This window comes from Paraburkholderia flava (assembly GCF_004359985.1).
Taxonomy (GTDB): domain Bacteria; phylum Pseudomonadota; class Gammaproteobacteria; order Burkholderiales; family Burkholderiaceae; genus Paraburkholderia; species Paraburkholderia flava.
Window position 1 is genome coordinate 70,274 of sequence record NZ_SMRO01000004.1, and the last position, 14,445, is coordinate 84,718.

13 protein-coding genes are annotated in these 14,445 nt (G+C 65.0%); 2 read left to right on the plus strand and 11 right to left on the minus strand.

Features of this window, described 5'->3' with window-relative positions; translation table 11 throughout:
• Positions 1-63 precede the first annotated feature (63 nt).
• From kdpE to E1748_RS28390, 7 genes are all read right to left on the minus strand, one after another.
• The gene (gene kdpE / locus E1748_RS28360) at positions 64-762 is read right to left on the minus strand and encodes a two-component system response regulator KdpE (RefSeq protein WP_133650625.1); all 699 of its coding nucleotides are present in this window, start codon (positions 760-762) and stop codon (positions 64-66) included.
• Positions 755-3,712, minus strand: coding sequence for a DUF4118 domain-containing protein (locus E1748_RS28365; protein WP_133650626.1), 2,958 nt, complete (start codon positions 3,710-3,712; stop codon positions 755-757). Before E1748_RS28365 ends, kdpE begins: the two co-directional genes overlap by 8 nt.
• 314 nt (positions 3,713-4,026) lie before the next feature.
• Entirely contained in the window at positions 4,027-4,605 is a 579-nt protein-coding gene (gene kdpC / locus E1748_RS28370; RefSeq protein WP_133650627.1) for a potassium-transporting ATPase subunit KdpC, read from the minus strand.
• 32 nt (positions 4,606-4,637) lie between these two features.
• Positions 4,638-6,722: a potassium-transporting ATPase subunit KdpB gene (gene kdpB, locus E1748_RS28375; protein WP_133650628.1), complete on the minus strand. Its 2,085-nt coding sequence runs from the start codon at positions 6,720-6,722 to the stop codon at positions 4,638-4,640.
• Positions 6,723-6,761: 39 nt separating this feature from the next.
• Positions 6,762-8,567 (minus strand): potassium-transporting ATPase subunit KdpA, encoded by a 1,806-nt coding sequence (gene kdpA, locus E1748_RS28380; protein WP_133650629.1) that lies wholly within the window; start codon positions 8,565-8,567, stop codon positions 6,762-6,764.
• Positions 8,564-8,656 (minus strand): K(+)-transporting ATPase subunit F, encoded by a 93-nt coding sequence (gene kdpF / locus E1748_RS28385; protein ID WP_133650630.1) that lies wholly within the window; start codon positions 8,654-8,656, stop codon positions 8,564-8,566. The genes kdpA and kdpF overlap by 4 nt, the downstream gene beginning before the upstream one ends.
• Positions 8,653-8,766, minus strand: a complete 114-nt coding sequence (locus tag E1748_RS28390; RefSeq protein ID WP_133651001.1) for a potassium ABC transporter ATPase — start codon at positions 8,764-8,766, stop codon at positions 8,653-8,655. Before E1748_RS28390 ends, kdpF begins: the two co-directional genes overlap by 4 nt.
• A gap of 276 nt (positions 8,767-9,042) precedes the next feature.
• Here E1748_RS28390 and E1748_RS28395 point away from each other — a divergent pair, with 276 nt between their 5' ends.
• Entirely contained in the window at positions 9,043-10,242 is a 1,200-nt protein-coding gene (locus E1748_RS28395; protein ID WP_133650631.1) for an SGNH/GDSL hydrolase family protein, read from the plus strand.
• Between the two features lie 27 nt (positions 10,243-10,269).
• Here E1748_RS28395 and E1748_RS28400 read toward each other — a convergent pair whose 3' ends face one another.
• From E1748_RS28400 to E1748_RS28415, 4 genes are all read right to left on the minus strand, one after another.
• The gene (locus E1748_RS28400) at positions 10,270-10,632 is read right to left on the minus strand and encodes a glyoxalase superfamily protein (RefSeq protein WP_205965321.1); all 363 of its coding nucleotides are present in this window, start codon (positions 10,630-10,632) and stop codon (positions 10,270-10,272) included.
• Between the two features lie 296 nt (positions 10,633-10,928).
• A complete protein-coding gene (locus E1748_RS28405; RefSeq protein ID WP_133650633.1) occupies positions 10,929-11,903 on the minus strand; it encodes a quinone oxidoreductase family protein in 975 nt (324 codons plus the stop codon).
• A gap of 50 nt (positions 11,904-11,953) precedes the next feature.
• Entirely contained in the window at positions 11,954-12,346 is a 393-nt protein-coding gene (locus E1748_RS28410; protein ID WP_133650634.1) for a methylglyoxal synthase, read from the minus strand.
• Between the two features lie 45 nt (positions 12,347-12,391).
• Entirely contained in the window at positions 12,392-13,171 is a 780-nt protein-coding gene (locus E1748_RS28415) for an SDR family oxidoreductase (protein WP_133650635.1), read from the minus strand.
• 307 nt (positions 13,172-13,478) lie between these two features.
• Here E1748_RS28415 and upp point away from each other — a divergent pair, with 307 nt between their 5' ends.
• Positions 13,479-14,129 carry a uracil phosphoribosyltransferase gene (gene upp, locus E1748_RS28420; RefSeq protein ID WP_133650636.1) on the plus strand — a complete coding sequence of 217 codons (651 nt, stop codon included), beginning with the start codon at positions 13,479-13,481 and terminating at the stop codon, positions 14,127-14,129.
• The last annotated feature ends 316 nt before the right edge of the window (positions 14,130-14,445 follow it).

Genomic DNA, 14,445 nt, shown 5'->3' on the forward strand with positions numbered 1-14,445 from the left:
AGCAAACGCCTGTTTTAGCGGCCTTTGCTGCGCGGAAAACGCATTACAGCAGCACGAGCACCGTCAAACCGCCCCAACCAGCCGATACCCCACCCCCGTCTCGGTAACGATATGCTCCGGCTGCGCGGGATCGCGCTCCAGCTTCTGCCGCAGATGCGCCATATAGATGCGCAGATAGTGATGGCTCTCGACATGCGACGGCCCCCACACATCGCGCAGCAGTTGCCGGTGCGTCAGCACGCGGCCCGCGTGGCGCACGAGCGTTGCGAGCAGCCGGTATTCGATCGGCGTCAGATGAATCGGTACGTCGTCGCGCGACACGCGACGCATCGCGAGATCGACGGTAACGGTGCCGAAGTGCACCTGCGGCGTTTCGTTCGCGCCGCCCTGGTTGCGCCGGCGCATATGCGCGCGGATCCGTGCGAGCAGTTCGGACACGCCGAATGGTTTGGTCAGGTAGTCGTCGGCACCGGCATCGAGCGCGGCGACCTTCTCGCTTTCCTGCGTGCGCGCCGACAGCACGATCACCGGCAGCTCGCTCCAGCCGCGCAGTTCGCGGATCACGTCGAGACCGTCGGTATCGGGCAGCCCGAGATCGACGATCACGAGATCAGGCTTGCGCGTCGCCGCCTCGATCAAACCCTGCTTGCCGGTCTCCGCGTCGTGCACGACGATGCCCTCGCCTTCCAGCGAGCTGCGGACAAAACGGCGGATCTGTTTTTCGTCTTCGATCAGGACGACGGTAATGCTCGGCTCATTCATGATTCGGTCCCGCTACGGGTTGGGTGCCGTCGCGCGCGGGCGGGTCGCCGGGTGTCGCGCGAAGGTGAGCAGCTTTCGCATGATCGCTGCTTTGGGTCGGTTCGTCTTCTGGATGATCGTTATGCACGGGCTCGTCGTCATCCACATCCCCGTCCGGCAATTCGGCTGCATCGGGCGCCGGCGGCGGCGTCTCGACCGGCAGCATGAACCAGAAGCGCGCGCCTTCGACGTGTCCGTCCTGCGCGACCCGGTTCATCGCGCCGATCGTCCCGCCATGCGCCTCGACGATCGCGCGGCAGATCGCAAGCCCGAGCCCGATGCCCGGTTTCGCCGATTCCTTCTCGCCGCGCGTGAACTTGTCGAAGATGCGCGTTTCCATGCCGAGCGGCAGGCCGGGGCCGTTATCGTCGACGGTTACGCGGACGAACGGCTTGCCGTCGCTGTCGTCGATGCGCTGCGCGCCGATCGCGAGCGGCGTATCGGCCGGCGTGTACTTCGCCGCGTTCTCGAACAGGTTCGCGAACAGGCGTTCCATCAACACGGCATCGAGCTGCAACAGCGGGAGGTCAGACGGAAGACGCACCTGCGCCGGATGCCGCGCGAGCACGCGACGGCACGCGCGCAGCGCGGCGCCGACAGTCTCTTCGAGCAGCGTCCATTGACGGTTCAGCTGCAAGCCGCCCGCCTGCAGACGCGCCATGTCGAGCAGATTGGTGACGATGCCGGCCATCCGCAGCGACTCTTCGTGAATCGCTTCGATCAGATCGTCGCCGGGTTGAGGCGCAGCGTCGGGCGATTGCTCATGCGCCTGCTGACGCGTCTGCGCGAGCATCGACGCGAAGCCGACGATCGTCGTCAGCGGCGTGCGCAGATCGTGCGAGATCGCCGACAGCAGCGAGTTGCGCAGCCGCTCCGATTCCATATTGACGAGCGCGTCGCGCGCGATGTCGACGTAATGCACGCGTTCGAGCGCGAGCGCGATCTGCGCGGCGAACGCGTCGAGCATCCGCTGCTGTTCGGGCACGTCGAGTTCGTGCGGATCGGTGGTCGACACCGCGAGCACGCCGCGCGTGCGCATCGGTGCCTTCAGCGGCAGATACAGCGCGGTCGTCGCGGGCAGCGTATCGGTGCCGCGTCCCGCCTTTTTCTGCTGATCGTAGACCCACTGGCCGACGTCGCTATCGAGATCCGAACCGTCGAGCGTCACCGCCGCATCGGGGTCCTCGATCTTCTGCCGCACGTGGTCGACGCTGTCCGGCAACAGCATCGCGACACGCGCGCGAAACACTTCGTGCACATGCCGGCTGCCGATCCCGACGATCTGTTCGGTCGTCAGCGCAGCCGCCAGTTCGCGCGCCATCGCGTACATCGCGTCGGTGCGCGCCTCGCGGCGCTGCGCGACGCTCGCTTCGCGGCGCAGGCTCGACGTCAGATGGCTGATCACGAGCGACGTCAGCAGCATGCCGATGAAGGTCAGCAGGTACTGCGTGTCCGACACGGAGAACGACATGCGCGGCGGCACGAAGAAGAAATCGAACGCCGCGACGCTCGCGAACGACAGCACGACACCCGGCCCGCGCCCCAGCTTCACCGCAGCGAAAATCACGCCGAGCAGATACAGCATCACGAGGTTCGCGAGATCGATATGGTCGATCAGTTGACTCGCGATCAGCGTGATGGCCGCGCACAGCACGAGCGCCCCCACATACGCGCGCGGCGGCGAACGGCGTTCGCGGGCCGCGCCGAGTGCATCGCGCCACGCGCGCACGCCTGCGTCGAGCGGCGTGCGCGATGCGTCGCGGCCTGCTTCGCGCGCATCGGTGGCGCGGATCAAGGTCAGTTCGAGATCGCCCGCGCGTTCCGCAAGACGTTCGCCGAACGGCCGACGCAGCCAGCGCATCACGCCGGTGCGCAGCGAACCGCCCGCGACCAGCTTCGACACGTTGCGCACCTGCGCATAGCCGATCAGCGCGGCGACCGCGTCGTTGTTCGCGAGCGTCGCGGTCTCGGCGCCGAGTTCGGATGCGAGGCGCAGCGCGTCGAGCGTGCGTTCGCGACGCGCGGCGGGCAACCGCTGCAGCGCCGGCGTTTCAACATAGACCGCGATCCAGTCAGCTTTGAGGCTCGCCGCGAGCCGCGCAGCACCGCGCACCAGCGTCGGCGCTTCGGGACCGGGACCGACGCACACCAGCAGCCGCTCACGCGCCTGCCAGATACGCTGGATCGAACGGTCCGCGCGGTACTCGCGCATCTGCGCGTCGACGCGGTCGGCGGTGCGCCGCAGCGCCAGCTCGCGCAGCGCGATCAGGTTGCCCTTGCGAAAGAAATTGCGCACCGCGCGCTCGGCCTGCGCGGGCAGATAGACCTTGCCCTCGCGCATCCGCGACAGCAGTTCCTCGGCCGGCAGGTCGACCAGCGTGATCTCGTCGGCGCTGTCGAACACGCGGTCGGGCACCGTCTCCCACACGCGGATGCCGGTGATCTGTCCGACCACGTCGTTCAGGCTTTCCAGATGCTGGACGTTGACCGTCGTGTAGACGTCGATGCCCGCGTCGAGCAGTTCGTAGACGTCCTGCCAGCGCTTCAGGTGACGTGCGCCCTGCACGTTCGAATGCGCGAGTTCGTCGACGAGTATGAGTTGCGGCTTGCGCGCAAGTGCACCATCGAGATCGAACTCGCCGAGCTTGCGGTTACGGTATTCGATATGCGCGAGCGGCAGCACTTCGAGGCCGTCGAGCAGCGCGGCGGTCTCGCCGCGGCCATGCGTCTCGACGATGCCGACCACCACGTCGATGCCTTCTTCCTGATGGCGTCGCGCGGCCTGCAGCATCGCGTAGGTCTTGCCCGCGCCGGCCGACGCGCCGAAGAAAATCTTCAGCTTGCCGCGCTGGCTTTTTTCTTCTTCGCGCTGCAGTTTGTCGAGCAGTGCGTCGGGATCGGGTCGGGTCATGGGACTGGACGGAGGGCAATAAGGAGCCGGCGGCACCGGCCGGATAGCCGGCTCACGATGTCGCGATGGTCGCACGGCCTCGCGGCCGCTGCAAATTCATGAGGTCGGGGACGATGCGAGGCGGTCGCTGACGGTGGGCACAAGGCCGACGCGCAGGCACACGAAAACGGTTCGGCACACGGCGAATAAAACCTGCGAACCATGCGAACGGCATTGGCAAAAAACACAGCATGAGCGATACAAACGACCCGGCAAAAACAGCGGCGGCGGCGCCGTATAAGCGCCGCCAGCCGTCGCGAACCGAGGTGCCGGGATCAGCCGTGCGCCGCGGCGTCGAGCGCGAGATTCAGCTGCAGCACGTTGACGCGTGCTTCGCCGAGGATGCCGAACTGCCGGCCGCGCGTGTACCGATCGACCAGCGCGGTGACGTCGTTCGGGTTCATCTTGCGCGCCTTCGCGACGCGATCGATCTGATACTCCGCGGCAGCCGGGCTGATCTCCGGATCGAGACCGCTACCCGACGACGTCACGAGATCGACCGGCACAGGCTGCGACATGTCGGTGCCCGCGGCCTTCAGTGCGTCGATGCGGCCTTTCACCTCATCGGACAGCGCCGGGTTGGTCGGGCCGAGGTTCGATGCGCTCGAACCTGCCGCGTTGTACGGCATCGGCGCGGTCGCCGACAGACGGCCCCAGAAGTACTGCGGCGCATCGAACTGCTGGCCGATCAGCGCCGAGCCGACCACCTTGCCGTCGCGCTCGATGATGCTGCCGTTAGCCTGACTGTTGAACGCCACCTGGCCCACCGCAGTCATCACGGCGGGATAAGCGAGACCGGTGATCGCCGTGAGCACGGCGAACAGCACGATCATCGGACGAAATAAGTTTTTCATAATGGTTTCCTCGATTCAACACGCGAGTCGCATCAGGCCCAGCCGAACGCAACCAGCACCATGTCGATCAGCTTGATACACGGGAACGGCAGGATGATGCCGCCGAGGCCGTAGACCAGCAGGTTACGACGCAGCAGCGTGGCGGCACCCAGCGGCCGGTACTTCACGCCCTTCAGCGCCAGCGGAATCAGCATCACGATAATCAGCGCGTTGAAAATCACCGCGGAGAGAATCGCCGATGCCGGCGTCGCCAGATGCATCACGTCGAGCACGCGCAGTTGCGGGTACGTCGTCGCGAAGGCGGCCGGGATGATCGCGAAGTACTTGGCGACGTCGTTCGCAATCGAGAACGTCGTCAGCGAACCGCGCGTCATCAGCATCTGCTTGCCGATCTCGACGATCTCGATCAGTTTCGTCGGGTTCGAATCGAGGTCGACCATGTTGCCGGCTTCTTTCGCTGCCTGCGTACCGGTGTTCATCGCGACCGCGACGTCGGCCTGCGCGAGCGCCGGTGCGTCGTTGGTGCCGTCGCCCGTCATCGCGACGAGGCGGCCTTCGGCCTGGTGCGCACGGATCGTGGCGAGCTTCGCTTCCGGCGTGGCTTCCGCGAGGAAGTCGTCGACCCCGGCTTCGGCGGCGATCGCAGCCGCGGTGAGCCGGTTGTCGCCGGTCACCATCACGGTCTTGATCCCCATCTTGCGCAGTTCGGCGAAACGTTCCTTGATGCCGCCCTTCACGACGTCCTTCAGCTCGATCACGCCGAGTACGCGCGCCCCGCCCTCGCCCTTCTCGGCGACGACGAGCGGCGTGCTGCCGCGACGGGCCACTTCGGACACGGCGTTGTTCACTTCAGCCGGGAAACGGCCGCCGTTCGCTTCGACGTAGTTCTTCACTGCATCGGCCGCACCCTTGCGGATTTCACGGCCCGGCAGATCGACACCGCTCATCCGCGTCTGCGCGGTGAACGCGAGGAACACCGCGTGCAGCGACGCCATGTCGCGTGCACGGATGTTGAAGCGCTGCTTCGCGAGCACGACGATGCTGCGGCCTTCCGGCGTTTCGTCCGACAACGACGACAGTTGCGCGGCATCGGCGAGCACTTCTTCCGTTACGCCCGGCGTCGGCACGAACTGCGACGCCTGACGGTTACCGAGCGTGATCGTGCCGGTCTTGTCGAGCAGCAGCACGTCCACGTCGCCGGCCGCTTCGACTGCGCGGCCCGACGTCGCGATCACGTTCGCCTGCATCATCCGGCTCATGCCGGCCACACCGATCGCGGACAGCAGACCGCCGATGGTGGTCGGAATCAGACAGACCAGCAGGGCGACGAGCGCGGTGATGGTCACGACGTGACCAGACTTCGCCGCTTCGACGGCAAACATCGAGAACGGCAGCAGCGTCACGGTAGCGAGCAGCAGCACGATGGTCAGTGCGACGAGCAGGATGGTCAGCGCGATTTCGTTCGGCGTCTTCTGACGCTTCGCGCCTTCGACCATCGCGATCATCCGGTCGAGGAACGCTTCGCCCGGGTTCGCCGTGACACGCACGACGATCCAGTCGGACAGCACGCGCGTACCGCCGGTCACCGACGAGAAGTCGCCGCCCGACTCGCGGATCACCGGCGCGGATTCGCCGGTAATCGCCGATTCGTCGACCGATGCGACACCGTCGATCACTTCGCCGTCGGCCGGGATCACGTCGCCGGTCTCGACCAGCACGACGTCGCCGCGACGCAGATCGGACGCCGTCATGATGCGGATCGGCGCCTTCGGATGCGGCTCGTTGAGCTTCTTCGCCATCACGTCTTTCTTCGCGCTGCGCAGCGATGCGGCCTGGGCCTTCGAACGGCCTTCGGCGAGCGCTTCAGCGAAGTTGGCGAAGAGCACCGTGAACCACAGCCACAGTGCGACCGCGAGAATGAAACCCGACGGCGCTTCCGCCTGACCGACGAGCGCCGCGATCCACAGGATGGTCGTGAGCACGCTGCCAACGTACACACAGAACATCACCGGGTTGCGGAACTGCGTACGCGGTTTGAGTTTCCTGAATGAGTCCACGATCGCCGGACGCAGTAGCGCCGGATCGAACATGGACCGGGTTGCTGAATGTTCAGTCATGTGTTCCTCTAATTCTTCGTATGCCTGTATGCGTGGCGATCAGTGGGTGCCGATCATCATCAGATGTTCGACGCCAGGACCGAGCGCGAGCGCGGGCACATAAGTCAGCGCACCGACCAGCAGCACCGTGCCGAGCAGCAGCACGACGAACAGCGGGCCATGCGTCGGCAGCGTGCCGCCCGTGACCGCGAGACGTTTCTTCGCGGCGAGCGAACCTGCGATCGCCAGCACCGGCACGATCGTGGCGAAGCGGCCGAACCACATCGCGATACCCAGCATGATGTTGTAGAACGGCGTGTTCACCGAGATCCCGCCGAACGCGCTGCCGTTGTTGTTCGCAGCCGAGCTGAACGCGTAGAGCACTTCAGAGAAGCCGTGCGCGCCCGGGTTAAAGATGCCCGCCTTGCCTGCGTCGGCCAGCACGCCGATCGATGCACCGACCAGCACCAGCAGCGGCGTCAGCAGCACGACGATCGACACCATCTTCATTTCGTACGCTTCGATCTTCTTGCCGACGTATTCCGGCGTGCGGCCGATCATCAGGCCCGCGACGAACACCGCCAGCAACGCGAACACCAGCATCCCGTAGAGACCGGAACCGACACCGCCGAAGATCACTTCGCCGAGCTGGATCAACAGCATCGGCACGAGGCCGCCGAGCGGCGTCAGCGAGTCGTGTGCGTTGTCGACTGCACCGCACGATGCGGCGGTCGTCGCGACCGTGAAGATGCCCGACTGCGCGATACCGAAGCGCGTTTCCTTGCCTTCCATGTTGCCGCCGGACTGCAGCGCATTCGACGACTGGTCGACGTGCAGCGACGTGAGCGTCGGGTTGCCCGATTGCTCGGCGCTGATTTCGCCCACCACGCACGCGGCAAACGCGATCGTCATCACTGCGAGCACCGCGATACCCTGACGGCGGTCGGCGATCATCCGTCCGAACACGAGACACAGTGCGGCCGGGATAATCAGGATCGACAGGATCTGCACGAAGTTCGCGAACGGCGTCGGGTTTTCATACGGATGCGCCGAGTTCGCGTTGAAGAAGCCGCCACCGTTGGTGCCGAGCATCTTGATCGCTTCCTGCGACGCAACCGGACCCATCGCGATGGTCTGCTTCGCGACCGGCGTATCGACCATCACCGGGTTACCCTTCGCGTCCTTCACCGCGTTGCCTTGCGCGTCGACCTTCGGCGCGGAGTACGTGGTGGTTTGCAGCGTCGGTACGTCCTGATAGGCCTTGAAGTTCTGGATCACGCCCTGGCTCATCAGCAGCGCGGCGATGATCGCGGCCATCGGCAGCAGCACGTACAGCGTGACGCGTGTGATGTCGACCCAGAAGTTGCCGATGGTCTTCGCGGTGTGACGTGCGAAGCCGCGCACGAGCGCGATCACGACGACGATACCGGTTGCCGCCGACAGGAAGTTCTGCACCGTGAAGCCGAGCATCTGCGTCAGATAGCTGACGGTCTGCTCACCGGAATAGTCTTGCCAGTTGGTGTTCGACGCGAAGCTGATCGCGGTGTTGAACGCACCGTCGACCGTCATCGCGCCGAGCGCCTGCGGATTGCCGGGCAGCCAGCCCTGCACGCGCAGCAGCACGTAAAGGAAAATCGCACCGAGCGCGTTGAACGCGATCACGGCGATGGCGTAGTGCTTCCAGGTCATTTCGCTCGACGAATCGACGCCCGCCGCGCGATACAGCAGCCGTTCGAACGGACCGCCGAAGCGCACGACGCGCGACGTGCCGTCCATCACGCGCGTCAGATAGCGCGAGACCGGCACGGCGAGTGCCAGCAGGACGACGAGAAAAATGACCGTTTGCAGGACATTGTTGAGGTTCATTCAATGTCCTCCGCGCGCAGCAGCGCATAAACCAGATAAGCGAACAGCAACGCAGTTGCCGCGCCCGATAGCCACAGCATCCAGCTCATGAGCGTGCTCCCTGACCACGCCGGTACTGCTCGAGCTTCTCGCAGCCGGCAATCATTGCAAAGGTCAGTGCGATAAACAGCACGAGGCCCCCGATGTACAGCGCATCCATTTTGATGTTCTCCATGACGGACTTTGGATGCGTGCAACGTTATGCCTGTTGACGTAAAGGGCAGGATAAGGTTGGATTGGGATGCGTAAAAATCGCGTAAACGTGCGAATGTGCGGTCGCAATTCCGGTACGCGCAGAGGGCCGTCGCGCGGCGCGTTCGCGATTGGTGCAGCGCAAGGCGCGACAACGGCTCGCGCGCAAATGCGATCGCGGCGGGTCTACCGCAATACGCGTGCGGCTTGCTAACATCCTACGTTTCGAATCCGCTACGCCTTCATGACAAACGACCGGCACGACTGGATCGCCACGCCCATTTCAGCGCCGCTGCTGCGCGGTGCGCTCGAACTCGAACGAACGGAACGCGGCGTGAAGCCGCATCGTCTGCCCGCGTGGGCTCGTGCGCAGTGCGCGGACCCGCAGCTCGCGATGGCTGAGTCGCAACCGTCGGGCGTGCGGCTCGTGTTTCGCACCCGCGCGACGGAAATCGAACTGGACGTCTGGCCGACCCGCTATGTCTACGCCGGTCTGCCGCCGCGACCGGTGGGTGTGTACGACCTGCTGGTCGACGGCCGGTTGCTGCATCAGGGCAGCGCGGACGGTGGCGATCTCGTGACGATCGACGTCGCCACGGGGGCCGTATCGACTCAGCGCGGCGACGTCGGCACGCTGCGCTATGCGGGGCTGCCCGGTCACGACAAGAAGATCGAAATCTGGCTACCGCATAACGAAGCGACGGAGCTTGTCGCGCTGCGTTCCGACGCCGCTCTTGAGCCTCTTGAGCCCATCGCGAACGACGGTCGCAAGGTGTGGCTGCATCACGGCAGCTCGATCAGTAATGGATCGAATGCGGCCAGCCCGACCGCGATCTGGCCCGCGCTGGCCGCATCGTTCGGCGATGTGGAGTTGATCAATCTCGGCTTCAGCGGCAGCGCGTTACTGGATCCGTTCATCGCGCGCGCGATGCGCGACACGCCGGCCGATTTCATCAGCGTCAAGATCGGCATCAATCTGGTCAACGCGGATCTGATGCGACTACGTGCATTTGGGCCAGCGGTGCACGGCTTTCTCGATACGATTCGCGACGGTCATCCGCACACGCCGCTGCTCGTCGTATCGCCGATCTATTGTCCGATTCATGAAGATACGCCGGGCCCCGGCGCATTCGATATGGAGGCACTCGCTAAAGGGAAAGTGGCTTTTCTCGCGACCGGCAATCCGGCCGAGCGCAGTGCCGGCAAGCTGACGTTGACAGTGATCCGCGAGCAGTTGCAACGCATCGTGCAACAGCGTGCTTTAGACGATCCGCAGTTGCGCTATCTCGATGGACTCACGCTGTATGGCGAACGCGATTTCGCCGAGCTGCCGCTGCCTGATCGGCTGCATCCGGACGGCGCGACGCATCGACGGATAGGTGAGCGGTTTGCTGGGGTGGTGTTTGGGCGCGGTGGAGCGTTCTTTGCAGCGAATCCGCAGTAGCGCGGCGCTACTGCGGTAACGACTGGCTCAAGCCTTCTCTTCGCAAAAACGGATGCGGTTGCCGAACGGATCGTGAACTTCCATCACGTCGCCCCACGGTTCCGTTTCTACGCCGGGACGGCCATAGTTGTACTGCTTGTCCCGCAGTTCGCGATTGAACGCGTGGATGCCGGTCATCGGCACGTACACCGTCGAGCCGGGGCATGCATCGCCGTGATGCTCGGACAGATGCAACTGCAATCCTGCGCGCTTCACGCCCATGTAAAGCGGCAGGCCAGGTTCAAACCGATGCTCGAACACGACTTCGAAGCCGAGAAAGTCGCAGTAGAACTCGCGGGCTTTGGTCTCGTCGAAAATGCGCAGGATCGGGACGGCTTCCAGGAAGCGGATCGGTTCGTTCGCGACGGCGGTGCCTTCATCGTCGGAGCCGAAGCCGGCGCTCACCAGTTCCAGTACTGCGGCATCGGATAAATCGGTGCCGTGTTGAGCGAGCCTCGCACGCAAGCGCGTGGCGATCTCGCGAGCCTGGTCGAGCGTGATCATCAAAACCTCCAGTGCGGGCGATCACATGTTGCCGAAGACAGCGGCATGCGGTCGCTCGTTCAATCCGGCGAGATTTGAAGTTCGATTCGCCGGTCGTTTAGCGGCGCACGCTTCACGATGCACGCGCGCCGCTCGCTATAAAACTACGGCAGCAGAACCGTCGACCCGGTCGTGCGCCGCGCTTCCAGATCGATATGCGCCTGCCCGACGTCGGCGAGCGCGTAACGCTGGTTGATGCTCGTCTTCACCTTGCCCGACGAGATCATCTCGAACAGCTCCGCCGACATCGCGTCGTAGTCGCTGCGTTTAGCGATGTACGAGAACAGCGTCGGTCGCGTGAAGAACAGCGAGCCGCGACCCGCGAACTCGGATGAATCGATCAGCGGCAGCGGTCCCGACGCATTGCCGAAGCTGACGAACAGCCCAAGCGGCGCGAGACAGTCGAGCGATGCGGTAAACGTGTCCTTGCCGATCGAGTCGTACACCACCGGCACGCCCGCGCCGTTGGTGATCTCGCGCACGCGCTTCGTGAAGTTGTCGCGCGTATAGACGATCGGGTAATCGCAGCCGTGCGCCTTCGCGATCTCCGCCTTTTCGTCGGAGCCCACCGTGCCGATCACCGTCGCACCGAGCGCCTTCGCCCACTGGCATGCGAGCAACCCGACGCCGCCGGCGGCAGCCTGGATCAGGATCGTGTCGCCGGCTTTGACCTGATACGTACGACGCAGCAGGTATTGCACGGTCAGCCCCTGCAGCATCGCCGAGGCGGCCTGCTCGTAGCTCACGCCATCGGGCAGTTTCACGACGTCCTTCGCGGGCAGCACGCGCTCCTGCGCATACGCGCCAGGCGGCCGCGCAACGTACGCGATGCGGTCGCCGACCTTCAGGCCGCTCACGCCTCCACCGACTGCCGTCACTTCGCCCGCCGCTTCCATCCCGAGACCGCCGGGCAGCGGCAACGGGTACAGCCCCGTGCGGAAATACACGTCGATGAAATTCAGGCCGACTGCATGCTGCTTCACGCGGATCTCGCCGTCGGCCGGATCGCCGACTTCGACATCGATCCACTTCATCACCTCCGGACCGCCAGTCCGGTCGAATCGGATTGCCTTTGCCATCTTGACTCCTTGCTGTGCGTTCTGTGCTTTTGCTGAATTCCGTGCGGCGCTCAGGCTTGTTGCTGTCTGACGCGCAGCGTCAATGCATCGAGCAGCATCCGTGCGGTGGAAATGTTGGTCGCGCACGGCACGTTGTGGACGTCGCATGCGCGCACCAGCGCGTTGATGTCCGGTTCGTGCGGCTGCGGCGTCATCGGGTCGCGCAGGAAGATCACCATGTCGACGTTGCCCTCGGCGAGCTGCGCGCCGATCTGCAAATCGCCGCCGTGCGGACCCGACAGCATCCGCTGCACTTCGAGGCCGTGTGCGGCAGCGATCCGCGAACCGGTGGTGCCGGTCGCGACGAGTTCGCAGTGTTTGAGCGTGTCGGCGTATTCGCCGGCGAGCTTCACGATGTCGTCTTTCTTGTGGTCGTGCGCGATCAGTGCGACGCGTGTGGTCATGGTTGTCTCTGATTTATATGGTTGGTCGGTTGCAATACGCCCGGCTCAAAACGTCCCCGGAAAAGCCCCACCATCGATCAACCAGTTCTGCCCGGTGATATATCCACCATGCACGCTGCACAGAAACGCGCACGCGCGGCCGAACTCGTCGCGGTTGCCGAAGCGGCCTGCGGGAATCGATGCCATCCGCTGCTTGCGCGCTTCGTCGATCGATACGTTCTGCGCCTTCGCCTGCGCGGCGATCGTGCCGACGATGCGATCGGTATCGAACACGCCGGGCAACAGGTTGTTGATCGTCACGCCCTGCCCCGCGACCTTGCGCGCGACGCCCGCGACGAAGCCGGTCAACCCGGAGCGCGCGCCGTTCGACAAACCCAGCACATCGATCGGCGCCTTCACCGACGAACTCGTGATGTTGACGATGCGCCCGAAACCGCGCGCGATCATCCCGTCGATCGTCGCCTGGATCAGCGCGATCGGCGTCAGCATGTTCGCTTCGAGCGCGCGCAGCCAGTCGTCGTGCGTGAACGTGCGGAAGTCGCCGGGCGGCGGACCGCCCGCATTGTTGACGAGGATGTCCGGCTGCGGACACGCGGCCAGCGCGGCCGCGCGACCTTCCGGCGTGGTGATGTCGCACGCGACCGTCTTCACGTCGACGCCCGTTTGCGCGCGGATGCCGGCGGCGGTGGCCTCGAGCGTTTCCGCGGTGCGCGCGACGATCGCGAGATTCACGCCCTCGGCGGCGAGCGCCTCCGCGCAGCCGCGCCCGAGACCCTTGCTCGCCGCGCAGACGAGCGCGGTCCGTCCTGCGATTCCCATGTCCATGTGTGTGTCCTCAGTCCCCAGGTGAAATTTCCCTCGATTCTAGAAGAATCGCCGCCACGGCGCGCGCGGCATCGCGGATCGAACGGCATCGCACCCATGATGGACTGGACCGATCGTCACGACCACCCGGCCGAACGGATGGCCGAACAGCCGAGGCAATCTCTGGTAGCTTCCGCCGGGACTTTCGGTAAACTTGCAGTCGTGGTTCGCCTCGCGGTGCCACGGCGCCCTGTCTGCCGGGTGCCGCCCCGCCCGCCGTACCCGCGTTCTTAAGCCCGCCACCCTTCGTACCGCTTGCGCTCACGCCATGACACAGGACAGCCGTTTCCCCAATCTTTTCATCCTCGATCACCCGCTGATCCAGCACAAGCTGTCGCACATGCGCGACCGGGACACGTCGACGCGCACGTTCCGCGAACTGCTGCGCGAGATCACGCTGCTGATGGGCTACGAGATCACCCGCAATCTGCCGATGACGACGCGTCGCGTGTCCACCCCGCTCGTCGAGATGGACGCGCCGGTGATCGCCGGCAAGAAGCTCGCGATCGTGCCGGTGCTGCGCGCGGGCGTCGGGATGTCGGACGGGCTGCTCGAACTGATTCCGTCGGCGCGCGTCGGCCACATCGGCGTGTATCGCGCGGCGGATCACCGGCCGGTCGAATATCTCGTGCGGCTGCCGGATCTGGAAGACCGCATCTTCATCCTGTGCGATCCGATGGTCGCGACCGGCTATTCGGCCGCCCACGCAGTCGATGTGCTGAAGCGGCGCGGTGTGCCCGGTTCGAGCATCATGTTCCTCGCGCTCGTCGCCGCGCCCGAAGGCGTCCAGGTGTTCCAGGACGCGCATCCGGATGTGAAGCTGTACGTCGCGTCGCTCGATTCGCACCTGGACGGGCACGCGTACATCGTGCCGGGTCTCGGCGATGCCGGCGACCGGTTGTTCGGTACGAAGAACTGAACGCGGGCGCGCGGGCCTCGCGCGGATCTGCTCGCTGCGCTCAATCGCCCGCTGCGCGGTGCATTCCGGCGCACGACAAAGCCACGTCGAGCCAGGCGGAAAGCGGCAGCATGATAAAATTCGCATCCCGTTCGTCGAGCGGCTGGCCGGGCAGCGGTACGTACCGGAACGGCGTGGCAAGCACGGCAATTGCGCAGTGAAGAAGCGGTAGATGCGCGGCAGGTGGGTGGCAAGCGGGTAGCAAGCGGGTGGCAAGTCCGTAGCAGAGGCGTGGTCGGTGCCCGGCAACAGCGCGGCAATGACGGCGCAGGCTGTG

What these genes read in the sequence shown, in the direction of transcription:
- kdpA (WP_133650629.1), bottom strand. Translation starts at nt 8,567, where the DNA reads ATGAACCTCAACAATGTCCTGCAAACGGTCATTTTTCTCGTCGTCCTG.
- kdpC (WP_133650627.1), bottom strand. Translation starts at nt 4,605, where the DNA reads ATGAAAAACTTATTTCGTCCGATGATCGTGCTGTTCGCCGTGCTCACG.
- E1748_RS28395 (WP_133650631.1), top strand. Translation starts at nt 9,043, where the DNA reads ATGACAAACGACCGGCACGACTGGATCGCCACGCCCATTTCAGCGCCG.
- kdpB (WP_133650628.1), bottom strand. Translation starts at nt 6,722, where the DNA reads ATGACTGAACATTCAGCAACCCGGTCCATGTTCGATCCGGCGCTACTG.
- E1748_RS28405 (WP_133650633.1), bottom strand. Translation starts at nt 11,903, where the DNA reads ATGGCAAAGGCAATCCGATTCGACCGGACTGGCGGTCCGGAGGTGATG.
- E1748_RS28410 (WP_133650634.1), bottom strand. Translation starts at nt 12,346, where the DNA reads ATGACCACACGCGTCGCACTGATCGCGCACGACCACAAGAAAGACGAC.
- E1748_RS28365 (WP_133650626.1), bottom strand. Translation starts at nt 3,712, where the DNA reads ATGACCCGACCCGATCCCGACGCACTGCTCGACAAACTGCAGCGCGAA.
- E1748_RS28415 (WP_133650635.1), bottom strand. Translation starts at nt 13,171, where the DNA reads ATGGACATGGGAATCGCAGGACGGACCGCGCTCGTCTGCGCGGCGAGC.
- kdpE (WP_133650625.1), bottom strand. Translation starts at nt 762, where the DNA reads ATGAATGAGCCGAGCATTACCGTCGTCCTGATCGAAGACGAAAAACAG.
- upp (WP_133650636.1), top strand. Translation starts at nt 13,479, where the DNA reads ATGACACAGGACAGCCGTTTCCCCAATCTTTTCATCCTCGATCACCCG.
- E1748_RS28390 (WP_133651001.1), bottom strand. Translation starts at nt 8,766, where the DNA reads ATGGATGCGCTGTACATCGGGGGCCTCGTGCTGTTTATCGCACTGACC.
- kdpF (WP_133650630.1), bottom strand. Translation starts at nt 8,656, where the DNA reads ATGAGCTGGATGCTGTGGCTATCGGGCGCGGCAACTGCGTTGCTGTTC.